Annotated in this window: 20 protein-coding genes and 1 tRNA gene; 4 read left to right on the plus strand and 17 right to left on the minus strand. The window is 66.7% G+C overall.

What is annotated here, in order from left to right; translation table 11 throughout:
* From AC04ME_RS10760 to AC04ME_RS10780, 5 genes are all read right to left on the minus strand, one after another.
* Positions 1–846: a class I SAM-dependent methyltransferase gene (locus tag AC04ME_RS10760; protein WP_475434913.1), complete on the minus strand. Its 846-nt coding sequence runs from the start codon at positions 844–846 to the stop codon at positions 1–3.
* Between the two features lie 251 nt (positions 847–1,097).
* Positions 1,098–1,658, minus strand: coding sequence for a GNAT family N-acetyltransferase (locus AC04ME_RS10765; protein WP_475434915.1), 561 nt, complete (start codon positions 1,656–1,658; stop codon positions 1,098–1,100).
* A 94-nt stretch (positions 1,659–1,752) separates the two neighbouring features.
* Positions 1,753–2,085, minus strand: a complete 333-nt coding sequence (locus tag AC04ME_RS10770) for an ArsR/SmtB family transcription factor (protein ID WP_079112789.1) — start codon at positions 2,083–2,085, stop codon at positions 1,753–1,755.
* Positions 2,086–2,112: 27 nt separating this feature from the next.
* Positions 2,113–2,562 (minus strand): GNAT family N-acetyltransferase, encoded by a 450-nt coding sequence (locus AC04ME_RS10775; RefSeq protein WP_475434917.1) that lies wholly within the window; start codon positions 2,560–2,562, stop codon positions 2,113–2,115.
* Between the two features lie 111 nt (positions 2,563–2,673).
* Entirely contained in the window at positions 2,674–3,042 is a 369-nt protein-coding gene (locus AC04ME_RS10780; protein ID WP_042536660.1) for a VOC family protein, read from the minus strand.
* A 94-nt stretch (positions 3,043–3,136) separates the two neighbouring features.
* Between AC04ME_RS10780 and AC04ME_RS10785 the strand changes: the two genes are divergently transcribed.
* The gene (locus AC04ME_RS10785) at positions 3,137–4,462 is read left to right on the plus strand and encodes an MFS transporter (protein WP_475434919.1); all 1,326 of its coding nucleotides are present in this window, start codon (positions 3,137–3,139) and stop codon (positions 4,460–4,462) included.
* Between the two features lie 20 nt (positions 4,463–4,482).
* Positions 4,483–4,908 carry a GNAT family N-acetyltransferase gene (locus AC04ME_RS10790; RefSeq protein ID WP_079112791.1) on the plus strand — a complete coding sequence of 142 codons (426 nt, stop codon included), beginning with the start codon at positions 4,483–4,485 and terminating at the stop codon, positions 4,906–4,908.
* A gap of 2 nt (positions 4,909–4,910) precedes the next feature.
* Here the strand turns inward: AC04ME_RS10790 and AC04ME_RS10795 are convergent, their stop codons facing one another.
* The 6 genes from AC04ME_RS10795 to polA all read right to left on the minus strand — a co-directional run bounded on the left by AC04ME_RS10795 (position 4,911) and on the right by polA (position 13,346).
* Positions 4,911–5,651: a formylglycine-generating enzyme family protein gene (locus AC04ME_RS10795; RefSeq protein ID WP_475435049.1), complete on the minus strand. Its 741-nt coding sequence runs from the start codon at positions 5,649–5,651 to the stop codon at positions 4,911–4,913.
* Between the two features lie 11 nt (positions 5,652–5,662).
* Positions 5,663–6,421, minus strand: coding sequence for an SGNH/GDSL hydrolase family protein (locus tag AC04ME_RS10800; RefSeq protein ID WP_475434922.1), 759 nt, complete (start codon positions 6,419–6,421; stop codon positions 5,663–5,665).
* 37 nt (positions 6,422–6,458) lie between these two features.
* Complete coding sequence (locus AC04ME_RS10805; RefSeq protein WP_475434924.1) at positions 6,459–7,811, minus strand: MFS transporter; 1,353 nt, start codon at positions 7,809–7,811, stop codon at positions 6,459–6,461.
* Between the two features lie 43 nt (positions 7,812–7,854).
* Positions 7,855–8,889 carry an LLM class flavin-dependent oxidoreductase gene (locus tag AC04ME_RS10810; protein ID WP_309688551.1) on the minus strand — a complete coding sequence of 345 codons (1,035 nt, stop codon included), beginning with the start codon at positions 8,887–8,889 and terminating at the stop codon, positions 7,855–7,857.
* 53 nt (positions 8,890–8,942) lie between these two features.
* Positions 8,943–10,619, minus strand: a complete 1,677-nt coding sequence (locus tag AC04ME_RS10815; protein WP_475434926.1) for a DUF885 domain-containing protein — start codon at positions 10,617–10,619, stop codon at positions 8,943–8,945.
* A gap of 93 nt (positions 10,620–10,712) precedes the next feature.
* Positions 10,713–13,346 (minus strand): DNA polymerase I, encoded by a 2,634-nt coding sequence (polA, locus tag AC04ME_RS10820; RefSeq protein ID WP_475434928.1) that lies wholly within the window; start codon positions 13,344–13,346, stop codon positions 10,713–10,715.
* A gap of 45 nt (positions 13,347–13,391) precedes the next feature.
* On the opposite strand from polA, the gene AC04ME_RS10825 reads away from it, so the two are divergent.
* Complete coding sequence (locus AC04ME_RS10825; protein WP_079112796.1) at positions 13,392–13,820, plus strand: hotdog fold thioesterase; 429 nt, start codon at positions 13,392–13,394, stop codon at positions 13,818–13,820.
* On the opposite strand, the gene AC04ME_RS10830 is transcribed toward AC04ME_RS10825, so the two are convergent.
* On the minus strand, positions 13,795–14,358 hold the full coding sequence (locus tag AC04ME_RS10830; RefSeq protein WP_082040985.1) for a GNAT family N-acetyltransferase: 564 nt from the start codon (positions 14,356–14,358) through the stop codon (positions 13,795–13,797). The two genes, AC04ME_RS10825 and AC04ME_RS10830, sit on opposite strands and share 26 nt — an antisense overlap.
* Before the next feature lie 3 nt (positions 14,359–14,361).
* Positions 14,362–14,982, minus strand: coding sequence for an ANTAR domain-containing response regulator (locus AC04ME_RS10835; RefSeq protein ID WP_042536652.1), 621 nt, complete (start codon positions 14,980–14,982; stop codon positions 14,362–14,364).
* 101 nt (positions 14,983–15,083) lie between these two features.
* Between AC04ME_RS10835 and AC04ME_RS10840 the strand changes: the two genes are divergently transcribed.
* Positions 15,084–15,166, plus strand: a tRNA-Leu gene (locus AC04ME_RS10840).
* Positions 15,167–15,173: 7 nt separating this feature from the next.
* On the opposite strand, the gene AC04ME_RS10845 is transcribed toward AC04ME_RS10840, so the two are convergent.
* From AC04ME_RS10845 to pyk, 4 genes are all read right to left on the minus strand, one after another.
* The gene (locus AC04ME_RS10845) at positions 15,174–15,659 is read right to left on the minus strand and encodes a hypothetical protein (protein ID WP_475434931.1); all 486 of its coding nucleotides are present in this window, start codon (positions 15,657–15,659) and stop codon (positions 15,174–15,176) included.
* A 116-nt stretch (positions 15,660–15,775) separates the two neighbouring features.
* Positions 15,776–16,453, minus strand: coding sequence for an esterase/lipase family protein (locus AC04ME_RS10850; RefSeq protein ID WP_475434932.1), 678 nt, complete (start codon positions 16,451–16,453; stop codon positions 15,776–15,778).
* Positions 16,432–17,187, minus strand: a complete 756-nt coding sequence (locus AC04ME_RS10855) for an alpha/beta fold hydrolase (RefSeq protein WP_475434934.1) — start codon at positions 17,185–17,187, stop codon at positions 16,432–16,434. Before AC04ME_RS10855 ends, AC04ME_RS10850 begins: the two co-directional genes overlap by 22 nt.
* A gap of 124 nt (positions 17,188–17,311) precedes the next feature.
* The gene (pyk, locus tag AC04ME_RS10860; RefSeq protein WP_042536648.1) at positions 17,312–18,763 is read right to left on the minus strand and encodes a pyruvate kinase; all 1,452 of its coding nucleotides are present in this window, start codon (positions 18,761–18,763) and stop codon (positions 17,312–17,314) included.
* Positions 18,764–18,786 lie beyond the last annotated feature (23 nt).

Here is an 18,786-nt window from a genome sequence, read left to right on the forward strand (position 1 = left end):
TCAGTCCCGGCGCGCGACGATGGTGAAGGTGCAGGGGATGAGGTTCCGTTCCGCCTCTGGCCACGCGTAGCCGCCGGACACCTCGACCATCCGCGGGCTGAACTGCCAGGGAAGTGTTCGTCCCTCATCGAAGTGCAGGAGGCGGAGACCGGCTCTCAACAGCGATCCGAGGATCTCGGAGAGGGGGTGCGGCCACTCGTAGGTGCGCGGGTGAGCGACCTTGCCGTCTCCGGCGTAGGTCGACTCGTCGTCCCATTGCTGCGCACGGCCGTCGCCGAAGTACGGGTAGCGGGTCGTGAGTTCTTGGGCGCCCTCGTCGAGAGCCAGCAGCGCAGGATGGCCGTCGCGGATGAAGAACGTCCCACCCGGACGCAGCAGAGCGACGATCTGGGCCGCCCATCGGTCGAGATCCTCGAGCCAGCAGATCGTCGCGATGCTCGTGTAGACGATGTCGAAGTCGCCTGACACCACGTTGCTCGCATCGAGGACGTCGGTCTGGACCCACGTGGCCGAGACCCCGACGCGGTTCGCGAGTGCCTCTGCGGCTTGCAGCGCCGGCTCCGAGAAATCGACGCCGGTCACGATCGCCCCGGCACGCGCCAAGGAGATCGTGTCCGTGCCGATGTGGCACTGGAGGTGGCACACGTCCAATTCCGCGAGCGTTCCGCCGCGCGCGAAACGGTTGAGCACCGGCAGGTCGTCGCTCACGACGTCGCTGATGTGAGTCGGCTCGTCGTACGCGTCCAGACCGTATGCYGCTTCGTGCAACGGGACGCGATCATCCCAGTTCTGTCGGTTGGCGTTTCGCGCCGCTTCCCAGTCGATCTCGACGTTGCTTCCGTTCACGTCACGAGCCTATCGACCGCTCCGATCGCGGCAACGTAGTAACGCCGATAATGCACATTATGTCAGAACACGTCAGAATCGGCCTCCCCGTCGCTTATGGACCCGCGGTGTCGAAGCCAGTCACACTCCCATAGCTGTCACGACCAAACCCGCGCCCGCAGCGGTGAAGGCGCCTCCGAGCGCGCCCCGCAACGGAGCCGGCTGTCTGCGGGCTGCATCTGGCTGTGGAACACGTGTCCGCCTCGTTACGGTCACCATGGAGTGCCTCGCAGGTCGATGTCACCCTCCGGCCATAGATCTGCGTCAGCGCCCGAGCCGGCCGAGAAGACGAGTATCGGCCCCGCCGAAGATGTCACCGTCTCGTTCGAGTCGATCATCGAGACATGACGTTCTACGGCGTTCACCCGTGACCAGCCGGTGCGCTCGTAGAACGGCACGACCTCCTCTCGGCACCCGAGGTAGCCGAAACTCACACGATCGTCGTCGCGCATCGCCTGCTGCGCGTGCGACATCACGAGGCGACCGAGTCCGTCGGAGCGCGAGTCTGGATGGACGAGGACTCCCCCGGTTCCGGCGACCGCGACCTCGCGTGCGCCGACGCGTATGAGGCGCCGTTGAAACCCGACGTGCGCGACAGCGATGGTGCCACGGAACACGATCGCGTGCACATCTGCGGGCGAATACCCGTACGGGCGATCGGGGTTCCACTCTCCATGCTCCGCTCGGTACTCACGATCGAAGAGTTCTCTCAGTGCCGCCGATTGCGATTCGGACAGGGCATCATGCTCGACGATGTCGACTTGGTGAGTCATTCAGAGCCCCCGTGCGTCGGATCGACGGCGGTGGGGGTCGCAGGCAGCGCCGTCTCGAGAGTCAGGTCGAGTCGCGGGTCGAGTGCGGTGCGGGTCATCGGTTCTCCTCCGGATCGGCCATCAGGGCGTCAAGGCGGTCAGTGCGGTCTTCCCAGACTCGCCGTTGCTCGTCGAGCCAGTGCCCCACGACCGCGAGGCGGTCGCGATCGAGTGTGCAGGTGCGCACGCGACCGCTCTTGGATGTGCGGATGAGTCCGCTGTCCTCCAACGCGTGGATGTGCTTCATGAACGACGGAAGCGTCATCGCGAAGGGCTGCGCGAGCTCGCCCACGCTCGCCGGGCCGCGACCTAGTGTGCGAACGACCTCGCGGCGAGTCGGATCCGCGAGAGCAAGGAAAACCGCGTTCTCGTCCTGATCGTTAGCCATGAAGATAAGTATTGATCACGGGAACAGTTAGCGCAAGGGCAAAGTTTCTGCGGGTCTCTCCATGCAGATGAGCCCCTCTCGGTCGTCCCACGACGCGACGCGTTCGAAACCGCGCGATTCGTAGAGCCTGATCGCCGGCGCCCGCCACTCCCAGACGGACAGCCGGACGCGTCCTGTTGTCAGCGCCAGTGCAGCATCCAGCAACGCGGATCCGAGACCACGTCCACGGAGGTTCGGATCTGCCCAGAGTCGCTTGATCTCGGCCTCTCCCCCATCGACCCGTACGATCACCACACCGACGGGCCCCTGCTCGGTCATTGCGAGCAGAGTGGTGCAGTCCGCGTAGGCGGCGACCGGATCGGACACCTCGCGCTCGTAACTCGGCGGCAACGCTGCCAGCCCTGCAGGCGATGCCTCGGCATACTCGACCTTCTCCGCCTCGGTCTGCAGCAGATACGTGCGGACGAGTTCACTCACCGCGGTCGTGTCAGCGTCATCCCACGTCGATGCACGGACGCGGAGCGACCGACGGAGTTCGTCATACGGAGGATGATGATGAGGATGAGACGTCACACACTCATTCTGGCGTCACCGCGCAGCCCAGACCCCGAGCTCGTTGCCACTCGGGTCGATGAAGTGCAGTCGCCGTCCACCGGGGAACTCGTACGGCCCCTGGACCACTGCGCCGCCCGCGTCGGTGATCGACTTCTGTGTGGCGTCGAGATCGTCGGAGTACAGCAGCACGAGCGGCCCGCCGGGCGGACGCCCCTGGTCGGAGAGAAGCAGACCGCCCACCTCCGTGCCGTCTCCGGTCAGCGAGGCGATACCCGCGTAGGCGGGACCGTAGTCCACGAAGACCCAGCCGAACGCGTCTCGGTAGAACCGCTTCGCCGTCTCGAGATCATTGACGACGAGCTCGACGTAGTTGATGGAGTGGTGCACGGGTACAGGTGTCATGCGGCCACGGTAGCGAGAGCGTCGGACATCCGGCACCCTCTGCTCGAGTGTCCTCGCGTCGGGAGACTCTCCCACGAGGAGTACCGTGGGAGGAGTGCAACAGGTTCCCCGCTCCCCCGTGACCACCCCGGGTTGGAGGGCCTGGCTCATCTGGGGCGTGGGTGTCGCAGCCTACGTTCTCGCCATCACCAACCGCACGTCGCTCGGCGCCGTCGGCGTGGAGGCCGCTGATCGGTTCCAGGCCGATGCGTCGACCCTCGCGCTGTTCGCCGTGGTGCAGCTCGCCGTCTACGGCGGGATGCAGATCCCCATCGGAATCCTGCTCGACCGCTTCGGTTCCCGCCCCATCATGACGATCGGCATGCTGCTCATGGCAGCGGGTCAGCTCACGATGGCCCTCTCCCCCGGCATCGGGATCGCGATCTTCGCCCGCATTCTTCTCGGCGCAGGTGACGCGGCGATCTTCCCCGCCGTGCTGCGATTGGTGGCGACCTGGTTCCCGGCGCAGCGGGGACCGATCATGGTGCAGTTCACCGGCATCATCGGTCAGGCGGGCCAGTTGATCGCACTCGTACCGCTCGCAGCTCTTCTGCACTTGACCACGTGGACGGTCACCTTCGGCAGCATCGCGGGACTCGGCGTCCTGTTCACGATCCTCGTCGCGCTCGTCATCCGCAATCACCCCGCCGAGCGCGGCGCTGACGTGACGATCGACACCGACACGGGCGTTATCCGCGTCGTCACCTCGGCCATCGATACGGGCGTCGGCATCCGCGCGGCCTGGGCCCACCCCGGCACGCGTCTCGCGTTCTGGTCGCACTTCACGACGCCGTTCGCCGGCACCGCCTTCATCCTGCTGTGGGGAATGCCGTTCCTCACCGCGGCTCAGGGACTCGACACCGCGCACGCCGCGGGGATCATCTCGGTGTATGTGGTGGCCGGAATGGCGCTGGGTCCCATCATCGGCGACCTCTCTCGTCGTCTGCCCAACCAGCGCTCGCTCGCACTCGTCCTGCCTGCCGTCGGTGTGCAGGTCGTCGCATGGGTGGCCGTCCTCGCTCTGCCCGAGCCGGCTCCGCTCTGGCTGCTCTACCTTCTCGCCGTGGCTCTCGCGACGGGAGGCCCGGCGAGCATGATCGCCTTCGACCACGCACGCACGCACAATCCCTCGCACCGCCTGAGCACCGCGACCGGAGTGACGAATGCGGGCGGGTTCATCGCTGCTCTGATCGCGATCTTCCTCATCGGGCTCGCTCTCGACCTGCAAGGGGCGGGAACGCCGGAGACCTACTCACTCGAGGCATTCCGGGTCGCGTTCCTCATGCCCATCCCGCTCTGGATCCTCGGCGTCACCTTCATCCTGATCGAGCGCAAGCGCACACGCATCAGGATGGGCTTGGATCCCGAGAGGCGACGCTGACTGCTTCTAGGATGAGGCTCATGCCCACGAGCTTCACCTTCTCGAACGACCGCGCCCTGATCGATCGCGACCTGGTGCACCGATGGCTGAGCGAGGAGTCGTACTGGGCGAAGGGCCGCAGCCGCGCGACCCAGGATGCCGCGATAGACGCGTCACGCAACTACTCGATCCGCGACGACGCTGACCGGCAGGTCGGGTACGCCCGCGTCGTGACCGATGGAGTCACCTTCGCGTGGCTGTGCGATGTGTTCGTCGACGAGAAGGCCCGAGGACACGGAATCGGGCGGATGCTGGTCGAGGGGGTGCTGGAGGATCTCCGCGAATCCTCGACCGTCAAGCGCATCATGCTCGCCACCAGCACTGCCGGCGGTCTGTACGCACAATACGGCTTCGCACCGTCGGCCGACCCCGACCACTACATGGTGAAGCTGATCGACCGAGGGTGATGTCAGCGCCCCGGTCGCCTCATCGGTGTCCATCCGAAGGGCACGGGGCCGTCGACCGCTGCACGCTCGCGATCTGCTCGCGCTGACCAGCCCTGGGCGTCATCCGATGAGTCGAAGCCTCCTCGGGCGACACGCATGCCGACGTCCTCGTGATGCATGCGGGGTCCTCCCCCGCGGCGCACCGACGCCCGGACGCTCCAGGAGTCGTCGGCGAATCCGCCGCCTCGGAACACCCGATAGTCGTCGTAGCGGGCCGGATCCAGAAGATCCCAGCACCACTCCCAGACGTTGCCGAGAGTGTCGAAGAGGCCGTGCAGGTTCGGCAGCTTGCCACCGACATCCTGAGGAGAGGAGACCGCATCGGCGCTCGTCCAGGCGGCGTCGGCGAGCGGCGCGTAATGAGGACCGACCGAGCCCGCCCTGCAGGCGTACTCCCATTCGGCCTCAGTGGGCAGCCGATACCCGTCACCTGTCGCATCCCAGCTGACGTCTTCGCCGTCGAAGCGATAGACCGGATCGAGCCCCTCCCATTCGGAGGCGGCATTGCAGAAATGGATCGCCCGGAGCCAGCTCACGTCGACTGCAGGACGCCGCGGATGCCGTGATGCGATGGGGAGGATCTCCGCGAGCTGCTCCTCGGTGATCGGGAACACGCCGATCTCGAAGTCCTCGACCGCGACGGTGCGCTCGACCTTGCGACGCGCATCATGCAGAGTGACCGAGCCTCCTGTGATGCGGCGCATCTCGATGTCGGTCACGCGTGCGGAACCCTCTCGACMCAGTCCGGGTACTTCGCGGCGCGGCCGTCTCCGGAAGAGGTGCGTGTGACGCGCCGTCGGACCCAGGGGCCGACGAACTCACGGTAGTAGGCGAGACCGGCCGGGCCACCTGCGGTGAGAGCGGTCGGAGACCACCACGTCGACGGCGGCTCGAACCCCAGGCCGTGGAGCACTCGCGCGGCGACACGATGGTGACCGGCGGAGTTCATGTGGAGCCGGTCCGCAGACCAGTACTTCGCATCGGCGAGTTCTCGGTCTGGCCAGTTGAGTGCCCGCACGACGTCGTCGCGACCCTCCACCCGGCGCAGCACCGCGTCGGAGAGCAGGTCGCCGCGCCGTTGCACGAGCGACCCCATCGGAAGCTGACCACTCGGATTCGCCCCGGAGAGCAGGATCAGGGTGACGCCCTCTTCGTCACACCGGCGCAGAACCCGACTGAACGCGTCGGCGATGTGCTCGAGGTCGGTCCTCGGTCGGAGCATGTCGTTTCCTCCGCCGTTGAACGACAGATGCGTCGGACGCAGCGCGAGCGCGGGTTCGAGCTGCTGCTCGACGATCGGCCAGGCGAGCTTGCCGCGGATCGCGAGGTTCGCGTAGCTGATCGGGTGTCCGGCGGCATCGGCCCATCCCTGAGCCACGAGGTCCGCCCACCCTCGCTCACGGCCGTCGGGGAGATCATCACCCACTCCCTCGGTGAAGGAATCTCCGATGGCCACATAACGTACTTCTGTCACCTCGACAGCCTATTCCCGCGCACGGACACTGAGGCGTTCACCGGTCGTCGAGCGCCATTCCCCCGCGATCGACCAAGCCCCAGGCCGCTCCTGCCGCAACGATGAAGCACGCGCCGAACACCGCGAACAGCACCGGCGCCCCGCCCGCGACGAGCACGATGGGCACGGCGAGCGGAGCGACGATCGACGCGATGCGGCCCACTCCCGCCGCCCAGCCCGCTCCTGTGCCCCGCAACGAGGTCGGGTAGATCTCGGGAGTCACGGCGTACAGCGCGCCCCAGGCGCCGAGGTTGAAGAACGAGAGGGCCATGCCCGAGGCGATGATGGCGGTCTCGGTCGTCGATGTCCCGAAGAAGACAGCCGACACCGCCGAGCCGACGAGGAAGACCGAGAGCGTCGTGCGCCTGCCCCACACCTCGATCAGCCACGCGGCGACCGCATATCCGGGCAGCTGAGCGAGAGTGATGATGAGCGTGAACCCGAAGGACCGTACGAGATCGAATCCCGCATCGACCAGGATGCTGGGGATCCAGATGAACGCGCCGTAGTACGCGAAGTTCACGCAGAGCCAGACGAGCCAGAGGCACATGGTGCGAACCCGGAACTCCGCGTTCCACAGCGTGGTCAATCGCGCGCGGGTTGTGACGGCGATCGCGCGCGACGCCGGCTCTCTCCTGATCGCAGGCGCCGGTTCGACACCCGCGTCAGCCTCGAAGGTCGCCACGATCCGATCGGCCTCGGCGATGCGGCCGCGCGAGGCGAGCCATCGCGGCGACTCCGGGAGCCCCCACCGGACGATCAGGGCGTAGACGGCGGGGATCGCGCCGAGTGCGAAAGCCCAGCGCCAGCCGTCGTCGGATGCGGGGATCACGAAGAACCCGATCAGGGCTGCCGCCGTCCACCCCAGCGCCCAGAAGGCCTCGAGGACGACGATGAGCCGGCCTCGGATGCGAGCGGGCGCGAACTCGCTCACATACGTGGAAGCGACGGGAAGCTCGGCGCCGAGACCCAGTCCGACGAGGAACCGCAGCAAGAGGAGCGCGGCGAGACCGCTCACGAGTGCGCTCGCGCCCGTGGCGACGCCGTAGATCAGCAGCGTCAATGCGAAGACCTGGCGCCGCCCGAGCCTGTCGGCGAGGAGGCCGCCGAGGGTCGCGCCGATCGCCATTCCGATGAAGCCGACCGATGCGATCCATCCGGCATCCGTCTTCGTCAGACCCCACTGCTGGGTGAGAGCCGCGAGGATGAACGAGATGAGTCCGACGTCCATCGCGTCCAGAGCCCAGCCGACGCCTGAGCCGGTGAGAAGACGCAGGTGACGGCGCGTGAACGGGAGCTCATCGAGACGTCCGGCGATCGACGCCCGGCTCGGCAGCGCGGTGTTGGCCATGGCTACATCGTAGATGTGACGCGCGCGCCGCCGAGCACGTGCGTCAGTCGCGGTCGGCGAGCAGCCGACGTACCCGAGGGATGACCTCTGAGCCGTAGAGCTCGATGCTGCGCATCATCGCGTCGTGAGACAGCGTGCCGGTGGCGTACTTCAAGTCGAAGCGGCCGAGTCCGAGCGTCGTGACGGTGTCGGCGATCTTGGCCGCGACCCGATCGGGCGAGCCGACATACAGAGCTCCCGCAGGTCCCACGTCGTTCTGGAAGCGTGCCCGGCTGTACGGGGGCCATCCGCGCTCGCGACCGATGGTGTTGTTCATCGCCTCGAACCCGGAGTACGCGGCCTCCCATGCCTCCTCATCGGTGTCTGCGATGTGGCCCGGCGAGTGCACGGCGATCGGGTGCGAGGTCGTGCCGAAGGATGCCACCGAACGGTGGTAGAGATCCACGAACTGACGGAAGCGACCGGCAGGGCCTCCGATGATCGCGAGCATGAGACCGAGACCGTGACGTGCCACCCTCACGACGGACTCAGGGCTGCCGCCCACCCCGACCCAGGTGCGCAGACCGTTCTCCGTCTTCGGGAAGACGTTCGCGTTCTCGAGCGAGGCGCGCATCGATCCCGACCAGGTCACCGGTTGCTCTTTGAGGAGTTCGACGAAGAGTTCGAGCTTCTGCTCGAAGAGGGCGTCGTAGTCGCGGAGATCGTAGCCGAAGAGCGGGAAGGACTCGATGAAAGAGCCCCGGCCGAGCACGACCTCGGCTCGTCCGTTCGAGAGGGCATCGAGGGTGGAGAAGCGTTCGAACACGCGCACAGGGTCATCCGAGGACAGCACGGTGACGGCGGTTCCGAGACGGATGCTCTTCGTGCGACCTGCGATGGTGGCGAGCACCATCTCCGGTGCCGACACGGCGAACTCCGTGCGGTGGTGCTCCCCCACGCCGAAGAAGTCGACACCGACGCTGTCGGCGCGCTCCGCCTGCTCGACGATGTTGCGGATCGTCTGCGCGCCGGTGAGCAGCTCGCCGTCGTCGCCTCTCGTGATGTCGCCGAAGGTGTCCAGCCCGAACTCGATGCTCATGTCAGCCCTTTCTATTCAGCTGAATGAACAGCGGATCCGGTCGGCGCATTCCCTCAGCGCGACAGAAGCGCGGTTCGGAGTGTGTCGAGTCCGACCCCGCCCATGTCGAGAGCACGCTTGTGGAAGTCCTTCACATCGAAGTCCGCGCCCCGCTCTGCCTGATACGCGTCTCGCACCTGCTCCCAGATGCGCTGACCCACCTTGTAGGAGGGCGCCTGGCCCGGCCAGCCGAGATAGCGGTTGACCTCGAACTGCACGAACTGATCGGACATGTTCACGTTCTTGCGCATGAAGTCGAGTGCGTAGTCGGCGTCCCAGGTGCCGTCGCCATCGAGACGCGGCTTGCCGAGGTGCACTCCGATGTCGAGCACGACACGGGCCGCGCGCATCCGCTGGCCGTCGAGCATGCCCAATCGGTCGGCCGGATCGTCGAGGTAGCCGAGTTGCTGCATCAGACGCTCGGCGTACAGCGCCCAACCCTCTGCATGGCCCGAGGTGCCGGCAAGCAGTCGCCGCCACGAGTTGAGCTCGGTGCGGTTGTAGACGGCCTGCGCGATCTGCAGGTGATGCCCCGGGACGCCCTCGTGATAGACCGTCGTCAGTTCGCGCCATGTGTCGAACTCGGTGACGCCCTCGGGAACCGACCACCACATGCGGCCCGGACGCGAGAAGTCGCCGGTCGGACCGGTGTAGTAGATGCCGCCCTCTTGCGTCGGCGCGATCATGCATTCGAGAGTGCGAATCGCCTCGGGGATGTCGAAGTGCGTGGCGCCGAGCTCTGCGACGGCGCGGTCGCTCGTCTCCTGCATCCACTTCTGGAGAGCGTCTGTTCCGACGAGCTTGCGAGCGGGATCGGCCTCGAGGTGGGCGACGGCCTCTTCGACCGAGGCGCCGGGGAGGATCTCGTTCGCGATCGCGGTCTGTTCGGCGACCATGCGGGCCAGTTCCTCGCGGCCCCAGTCGTAGGTCTCATCGAGGTCGATCGTGGCACCGAGGAAGCGACGGGAGTTCAGCGCATAGAGCTCTCGTCCGACGGCATCGACCTCCGTCGCGACGGGAGCGAGCTCCTCGGCCAGGAAGCTGCGAAGTTCGTCGTACGCGACCCGCGCCGCAGCGGAGTTGTCGGCCAGAGTGCGAGCGAGGGATGCGGGGAGGTTGCCCTCTTGAGGAGTCGCTTCGGCCACGAATGCGGCGAAGAACCCGTCGTCGGCCGTGTAGCGGTCGATCTGCGTGGCGACCTCCACCACCTGGCGCCGAGCGGGGGTGACTCCGGCGGCGATGCCCGCGCGGAGCGTCTCGGTGTATCCGCGGAGCGCGTCGGGCACCGCGGCGAGACGCGTCGCGATGACGCTCCAGTCGTCCGCTGTGGCCGTCGGCATCAGATCGAAGGCCGACCGCACGTCCTGCGGCGCTGAAGCGATGACGTTCAGGTCTCGCAGGTGCCACTTCGCGTCGTGCAGCTCGAGATCCAGGCTGAGCTCTGCCGAGAGATCGGTCTTCGTGACTTCGTCGATCGCGTCGACCGGGTCGAGTGCCTGCAGCTTCGCGAGCGTCGATCGCGTTGCAGATGCGATCTGCTCGTGCCCCTCGGGGCTCAGATCGCCGAAACGGTCGTTGACCTCGTCTCTGCCGATGTAGGTGCCGAGCGTCGGGGCGAGCACCGCAATGGTGTCGACCCACTCATCGGCGACTTTGTCGATGGCAGACGGGGTGCGGGGAGCTGAAGTCATCCCTCCAGCGTAGCCCCGCACCCCCGGCGCACGATATCGGTGTGCCGCGCAGCCGTGCTCTGCACCGTGGAAGTCACGACGCGTCGGCCAGCCTCAGTGCGCGGCCTCGTTCCAGTCGTGTCCGCGGCCGACCTGAACGTCGAGAGGCACGGTGAGGTCCGCTGCGTCGCCCATGCGGGTCCGCACGATCCGCTCCGCCGCATCCCACTCCCCCGGTGCCACTTCGACGACGAGTTCGTCGTGGATCTGCAGCAGTGCGCGCGAGCTGAGACCTTCTGACCTCAGGTCCTCGTGGATGTGCAGGAGTGCGATCTTCATGATGTCCGCCGCGCTTCCCTGGATCGGGGCGTTGAGCGCTGCGCGCTCGGCGTTCTCGCGAAGCACGCGGTTCGGGCTCGCAAGGTCGGGGAACGGGCGGCGGCGGCCGAAGATGGTCTCGGTGTAGCCGACCTCCTTGGCCTTCATGACGGATGCCCGCAGGTAGTCGCGAACCGCTCCGAACCGAGCGAAGTACTCGACCATCAGCTGCTTCGCCTCGGACTGCTCGATGCGGAGCTGCTTCGACAGCCCGAACGCCGACAGGCCGTAGACGAGCCCGTACGACATCGCCTTCACCTTCGTGCGCATCGCCGAGGTCACGTCGCTCGGCTCGACACCGAACACCCGCGCACCGACGAACCGATGCAGGTCCTCACCGCTGTTGAACGCCTCGATGAGACCTTCGTCGCCCGAGAGATGTGCCATGATCCGCATCTCGATCTGGGAGTAGTCGGCGGTGAGCAGAGACTCGTAGCCCTCTCCCACCTGGAAGGCGCTGCGGATGCGACGTGATTCCTCGGTGCGCACCGGGATGTTCTGGAGGTTCGGATCGGTGCTCGACAGGCGTCCGGTCTGGCTGCCGGTCTGCACGTACGTCGTGTGCACGCGGTGATCGTCCTGGATGGCGGTGTCGAGCGACTCGATGATCTGGCGCAGCTTCGTCGCCTCGCGGTGCTGCAGCAGCAGGCCCAGGAACGGATGCGGGTGGGACTCCTGCAGGTCGGCGAGCACTGCGGCATCCGTCGAGTACCCGGTCTTCGTCTTGCGAGTCTTGGGCAGCTGCAGGTCGTCGAACAGCACCTCCTGGAGCTGCTTCGGAGAGCCGAGATTGAACTCGCGACCGACGATGCCGAACGCCTCCTGAGCGAGACCCTCGGCGCGCGTCGCCAGCTCGCCGGAGAAGGTCGACAACACGTCGTGCGACACCGCGACACCGGCGACCTCCATGTCGGCCAGGGTCAGCAGCGTCGGGAGCTCGATGTCGGTGAGCACGGCGGCGACGGATTCGGGAATGTCCTCACGCAGCGCGGCGGCGACACGGAGCGCGAACCAGGCCTCCTGCGAGGGAGTTGCGCCCTCGGTCTCCGGAACGAGCTGCGTCGGGTCTGCCTCCGGCAGCTTCTCGCCGAGGTAGCGCTCGACGAGGTCGCCGAGCGTCTTGTCAGGGAAGCTCGGGCGCAGCAGCCATCCCGCCAGACTCGTGTCATAGGCCAGGCCGCTCATTCGCACCCCCAGGCGGAGCAGAGCCTTCACCTGGGGCTTCGCGTCATGGAGCACTTTGGGGCTCGCGGACTCGAGCCACGGCCGCAGGACTTCGACGACCTCGTCGTTCCAGTCGAGTTCACGGAGCTCGTCCCCGGAGGCGGCACCGAGTCTCGTCGGAGCCCCGCCCTGCACGACGATCCGCACGGCGACGTCGTCGGTCTGCGCCCCGGCCCAGCTGACAAAGTCCGCCGCGGTGACCTCGGTCGGCTCGGGCAGCACCACTGTCGTCGTCGGATCATCGGCGACTTCGCCGGCGCCGACGGCCTCGAAGACGCGAGGCAGCAGGGTGCGGAACTCGAGGCGGGCGAAGATGTCTCGCACTGCCTGGGCATCGATCGGTGCGACGGCGAGGTCGTCAGGCGCGACAGGAAGTTCGACGTCACGCAGCAGTCGGTTGAGGCGGCGGTTGCGACGCACGTCTTCGATGTGATCGCGCAGATTGCCGCCCACGACGCCCTTGATCTCGTCTGAGCGCTCGAGCAGGTCGTCGAGCGAGCCGAACTGGGTCAGCCACTTCACGGCCGTCTTCTCGCCCACCTTGGGCACACCGGGAAGGTTGTCGCTCGTCTCGCCGACGAGAGCCGCGATGTCGGGGTACTGCTCGGGTCGGACCCCGTAGCGCTCCTGCACGGTCACCGGGTCGTACCTCTTGAGCTGCGAGACGCCCTGCACCGACGGGTACAACAGCGTGACGTCGTCGGTGACCAGCTGGATCGTGTCGCGGTCTCCCGAGACCACCAGCACGTCGTATCCCTGCTCCGCTCCCTGCGCCGCGAGCGTCGCGAGGATATCGTCGGCTTCGACTCCCTCTTTGGTGAGCACCGGGATGGACATCGCGGCGAGACAGTCCTGCAGGAGCGGGATCTGCCCCTTGAACTCCTGCGGGGACTCGGAGCGGGTCGCCTTGTACTCCGGGTAGACATCCGTGCGGAACGAGTGGCGCGAAGTGTCGAAAGCGATCGCCATGTGCGTCGGCTGCTCGGCCTTGATGAGGTTGACCAGCATCGACAGGAAGCCGTAGATGGCGTTCGTGTGCTGATTGTCTTTGGTCGTGAAGTTCTCGACCGGCAGGGCGAAGAAGGCACGATAGGCGAGCGAATGGCCGTCTACGACCATGAGGGTAGGCTTTGCGGAGTCCGTCACCCTGTCAGCCTAACGAGGACGACAGACACCCGCTGAGGAGGAACCATGAGCGACACCGCGACCAGTGCAGGACTCGACTGGGCGACAGCCCGGGGAATGGGTGCGCTCGCTCAGAAGATGGGCATGGAGTTCCTCGAGTTCACCACCGAGCGTTGCGTCGCGACGCTGCCCGTCGAAGGCAACACTCAGCCCGTCGGCCTCATGCACGGCGGCGCCTATGTCGTGCTCGGCGAGTCGCTGGGATCCATGGCCGCCAACCTGCACGCGGGTCCAGGGCGACTGGCCGTCGGGGTCGACATCAACGCGACGCACACGCGATCGGCGACGTCCGGCGTGGTGACCGGCGTGTGCACGCCCGTGCACCTCGGGCGCAGCATCACGGTGCACGAGATCGTCGTCTCCGACGATCAGGGCCGCCGGTGCTCGACGATCCGCATCACCAACATGATCAAGGACGCTCCCGAGGCTCGCTGAGAGGTTCGTCCAGCAGCAGCTGGAACAGCAGGTGGTCCTGCCACTCCCCCGCGATGCGCAGGTACTGCGGTGCGATGCCGATGCGCTCGAAGCCGTTGTCAGCGAGAACACGCTGTGAGCCGGAGTTGTGCAGCAGTGTCGCTGCCTGCAGGCGGTGCAGTCGCACCTCGTCCCGCGCGTAGGCGGCGACAAGGCGCACCCCGCGGGAGGCGAGACCGCGACGGAGCCGTGTGTGATCGACCCAGTAACCCAGATCGGCGTTCCAGAACGCGCCGCGCACGATGTTGTTGAGGTTGATCCGTCCGCGGATCTCGCCGTCGGACGACTCGATCACGAAGCGGATGTTCCGGCCTGCAGAGGCTTCGATCACGCACTGCTCGGCGTGGAACTCCTGCCACTCCGGGGTGAAGAACTCCGGTGACCTGAGCGGCTCCCACGGTGCGAGGTGCTCTCGGTTGGCCGAATACGCCCTGGCGAGTGCAGGACCGTCGCCGACCTGCACAGGACGCAGCAGATGCTCCGCGTCGAGCGGAAGCAAAGGCTACTTCTTCGGAGCGAGCTGCTCGATGATCGCCTTGGCGACATCCTGCATCGTGAGGCGGCGGTCCATCGATGCCTTCTGGATCCAGCGGAATGCCTCGGGCTCGGACAGGCCCATCTTCTCGTTCAGCAGGCCCTTGGCACGATCGACGAGCTTGCGGGTCTCGAAGCGCTCGACCATATCGGCGACCTCGGCCTCGAGCGTGATGATCTGCTCGTGACGGGCGAGGGCGATCTCGATGGCGGGCAACAGGTCGTTCGGGGTGAAGGGCTTGACGACGTAGGCCAGTGCTCCGGCCTCGCTCGCGCGCTCGACGAGCTCCTTCTGGCTGAACGCCGTGAGAAGGACGACGGGTGCGATGTTGCCCTTGTGCAGCTTCTCGGCTGCGCTGATGCCATCGAGCTGCGGCATCTTGACGTCCATGATGACGAGGTCGGGGCGGAGCTCGGTCGCGAGAGCCACGGCCGTCTCGCCGTCACCTGCCTCACCGACGACATCGAAGCCGTTGTCGCGAAGGATCTCGACGATGTCGAGACGGATCAGCGACTCGTCCTCGGCGACGACGACGCGTCTGGGTGCGGATGACGTGGGCTGTTCTGCTGCCTGTTCTTGCTCGGTCACAGACCCATCCTAGTGGAGACCACCTCTGAGGTCCCCCGATGGTGTGCCGGGTGACGGTGAGCACGGATCGCCTGCGCTAAAGTCGAAGACGCTACACACGAGCCGGCGTGGCGGAATGGCAGACGCGGAGCACTCAAAATGCTTTGTCCGAAAGGGCGTGTGGGTTCGAGTCCCACCGCCGGCACATCAGTTCAGATGCTGATCCATACCTGACCGTCGATCAACAGATATCGATCGAGGGCGGGGCCCATCGCCTCGAGGATCATCCGCTCAGCGACCGCAGGGTGGTCGGCTGTGACGACGTCTCGCGGAACCACGGACCGGATGATCGCGTCGAGGTTCTCATCGGTTGCATCGACATGAAGTCCGCCGACCAGCACCGGTTCATATGTCTGCCCGTCGTGCACCCGGTGTCCGTCGGAGTCGAGGACGGTGTCGCATGCGTGACTCTGCGCAAGATAGGCGGGGACGCACGCGATGGCCTCGTGGGTGCGGAAGCGACCTTTGAGGCGGAACCTGACGCCAATGCTTCCCGGCTTCCTCGCGAGGAGGGGCATGTCGTCGGGCTCCGGGAGAGCGCCGGCGGGATACCGCTGAGGTGCGGATGGCGCTCCGACCAGCGGGCGGGAGCTGTCGGGTCGCTCGGCCACGGCGGGGTCGATGGTCAGGTCATCCATGTGTGCGGGTGCGGGCCTGCCGCCGTGCGGGCGGCCTGCGCCTGACCAGAGTACTAGTCCGCGGCTGAGAAGCCGTGGAGCAGTGGGGCGGTGAAGCCCGAGGGGTGACACGTCGTTCACCGCTCGGACAGCGCAGCGACCTCTGCGAGAACCCGGGGGTCCGCGAGAACCCGGAAGTGCCCGCCGGAGTCGAGACGCACGTTCTTCATCGCGCCGCTGAGCTCGCTTCCCTCGGGGATGTGCGGGTCGAAAGCCGCGTAGATCGACACGATCCGACGGTTGACGTCCACCTGGCGCGCGAGCTGCATGATCGAGGGGTCCGAGGGTGAGAACGCGCGGAGAGAGCGGACGGGAAGCATCCGCGCATAGCGGGAGCCGCCGAAGGGCGTGGCCACCGCCACCATGGCGCGCACCCGGAAGCCCGAGGGACCAGCCATCGCCATCTTGCCCGCGAGTCCGCCCTTGCTGTGCGCGACGATGAGCGCATCGGTGAGTTGCGCCGACTCGAGGAAGTCGGTCATGAGCTGGGCCGATTCGATGACGGGGCGGCGGTTGCGCCTGAGCGAATCGAGGACATGCACGGGGTGCCCCCGGGCGTGCAGAGCTGTGATGAGGGGCTGCATGAACCGCCATGTCTCGTACACGCCCGGAAGGATCACGATCGGAGCCTCGGAGCCGGTCGCGAAGGAAGCGGCGTCGCGTCGGTCGACGGCAGCGCGCAACTGCCAGTACACGGCATAGGTGTAGTCGGCGATCCACCAGGCGGCTCGTCTCAGCGTGCGGATGGCGCCCATCCTTCGATCGCTTCGGCGACTGCCTGCGGCGCCGAGAAGTGCACGTTGTGCTGCTGCCCGGGGATCTCGACGACCACACCGTCATGCGCCGCGGCGCCGAGAGCGTGGCTCCATTCCGACCCCGCGACCGGGTCGTCGCCTCCGCGGATGACCAGCACCGGCATCTGCAATGCAAGAACCGTCGACGCCGTCGAGTACTCGATCATCCGCCGTGCCTGCTTCAGATACCGGCGGATGCCGCAGCGCAGGTAGTCGACCAGGACGACGGCGTTCGCTGCCGGGGTCTCCCCCAGCGTGTCGACGACCAGAGCACGCGCCTGCGCTCCGAGCGTGCGGTGCCGCTCATCGACGACCGCGCCGATCAACACGACTCCCTCGACAGGCTCCTGACGCGCACGCGTAGCTTCGAGCACCCACTGGGCTCCCATCGAATGCCCGACGTAGACGACGCGTCCGAGCCCCAACACCGCGACGAGCTCTGCCAGCAGGCGCCCCATGTCCTCGACCTCGAGATCGCGCTCGGGCTGCGGCAGCCCGGCGAAACCGGGGAGGTCGATCGAGATCACCCGTGCAGATCTCGGCAGGGCCGCGTGCAGAGGAGCGAAATACCGATGGGACATGCCGATGCCGTGGACCAGCACATATGTGACGACGCCTGGCGCGTGCGTGTCGGTGCTCTCGTGCAGACGGAAGGCGTGGCCCGCCACGACGATGCGCCGAGAGAGAAGGGTCATCCGCTCACCGTAGGTGCGACGCGCTCTCCCGCACCAGACGCTTGACATGGCCGCCCTGGAACACCGCCGAACGGACGACGAAGGGGCGGAACAATCGTTCCGCCCCTTCGCTGTGCGACCTGGATCAGATCGTGGCTTCCTTGTAGATCGGCGCTGCGCCGTTGACGGCGTCCCCGACCTTGTGGACGCGGATGTCGTTGGTCGAGCCCACGATTCCGGGAGGGGAACCCGAGATCACGACGACCTTGTCTCCCTCGACGGCGAGTCCGCTCGAGAGCAGATAGTCGTCGACCTGCAGATACATCAGGTCGGTGTGCTGCACCATGTCGACGAGCTTCGAGCGGATGCCCCAGGTGAGGGCCATGCGCCGACGGATGCTCGGCTCGGGGGTGAACGCGATCATCGGGATGCGCGAGCGCAGACGCGAGAGGCGGCGAGCCGAGTCACCCGACTGCGTGAACACGCAGAGGTACTTCGCGTCGACGAACTCTGCGACCTCGAGAGCGGCGAGGGTGATCGCACCTCCCTGGGTGCGCGGCTTGGTCGTGAGCGGAGCGATGCGCTCCAGGCCGTGCTCCTCGGTGGACTCGATGATGCGAGCCATCGTCTCGACGACGACCACGGGGTAGTCGCCCACGCTGGTCTCGCCCGAGAGCATCACGGCGTCTGCACCGTCGAGCACGGCGTTCGCGACGTCCGAGGTCTCGGCGCGCGTGGGCACCGGGCTGTTGATCATCGACTCGAGCATCTGCGTCGCGACGATGACCGGCTTCGCCATGCGGCGCGCCAGTTCGACGGCGCGCTTCTGCACGATCGGCACGGCCTCGAGCGGAAGCTCGACGCCGAGGTCACCACGGGCGACCATGATCGCGTCGAACGCGTCGACGATCTCTTCGAGCGCATCGACGGCCTGAGGCTTCTCGACCTTGGCGATGACGGGGACCTTGACGCCCTCTTCGGCCATGATCTCGTGCACGCGGCTGATGTCCTCCGCGTTGCGGACGAACGACAGGGCGATGAGGTCGGCGCCGATGCGAAGGCCCCAGCGGAGGTCCTCCTCGTCCTTCTCACTCAGAGCGGGGACGTTGACTGCGACACCGGGCAGGTTGATGCCCTTGTTGTTCGACACGGCGCCAGCGACGATCACGCGGGTCGTGACGGTGACGCCGTCGGTCTCGACGACCTCGACGCGGACCTTGCCGTCGTCGATGAGCAGGAAGTCTCCCGGCTTCACGTCGTTGGGCAGGCCCTTGAATGTCGTACCGGAGATCTCCTTGTTGCCGATGATGTCCTCGGTCGTGATCTTGAAGATGTCGCCGGCGGCGAGCTCGTAGGGGCCGTTCTCGAACTTGCCGAGGCGGATCTTCGGTCCCTGCAGGTCGACGAGGATGGCGACGGCGCGGCCCGCGTCGTCGGCGGCCTTGCGCACGTTGGCGTAGTTGTTCTCGTGCACGGAGTAGTCACCGTGGCTGAGGTTCAGGCGCGCGACGTCCACGCCGGCGTCGATCAGTGCACGCACGGTTTCATAGGTGGAGGTGGCGGGGCCCAGGGTGGCGACGATTTTCGCGCGTCTCAACAGATTGCTCCAGGGTAGTGGGG

The sequence above is a fragment of the Microbacterium sp. LjRoot205 genome, assembly GCF_056175745.1.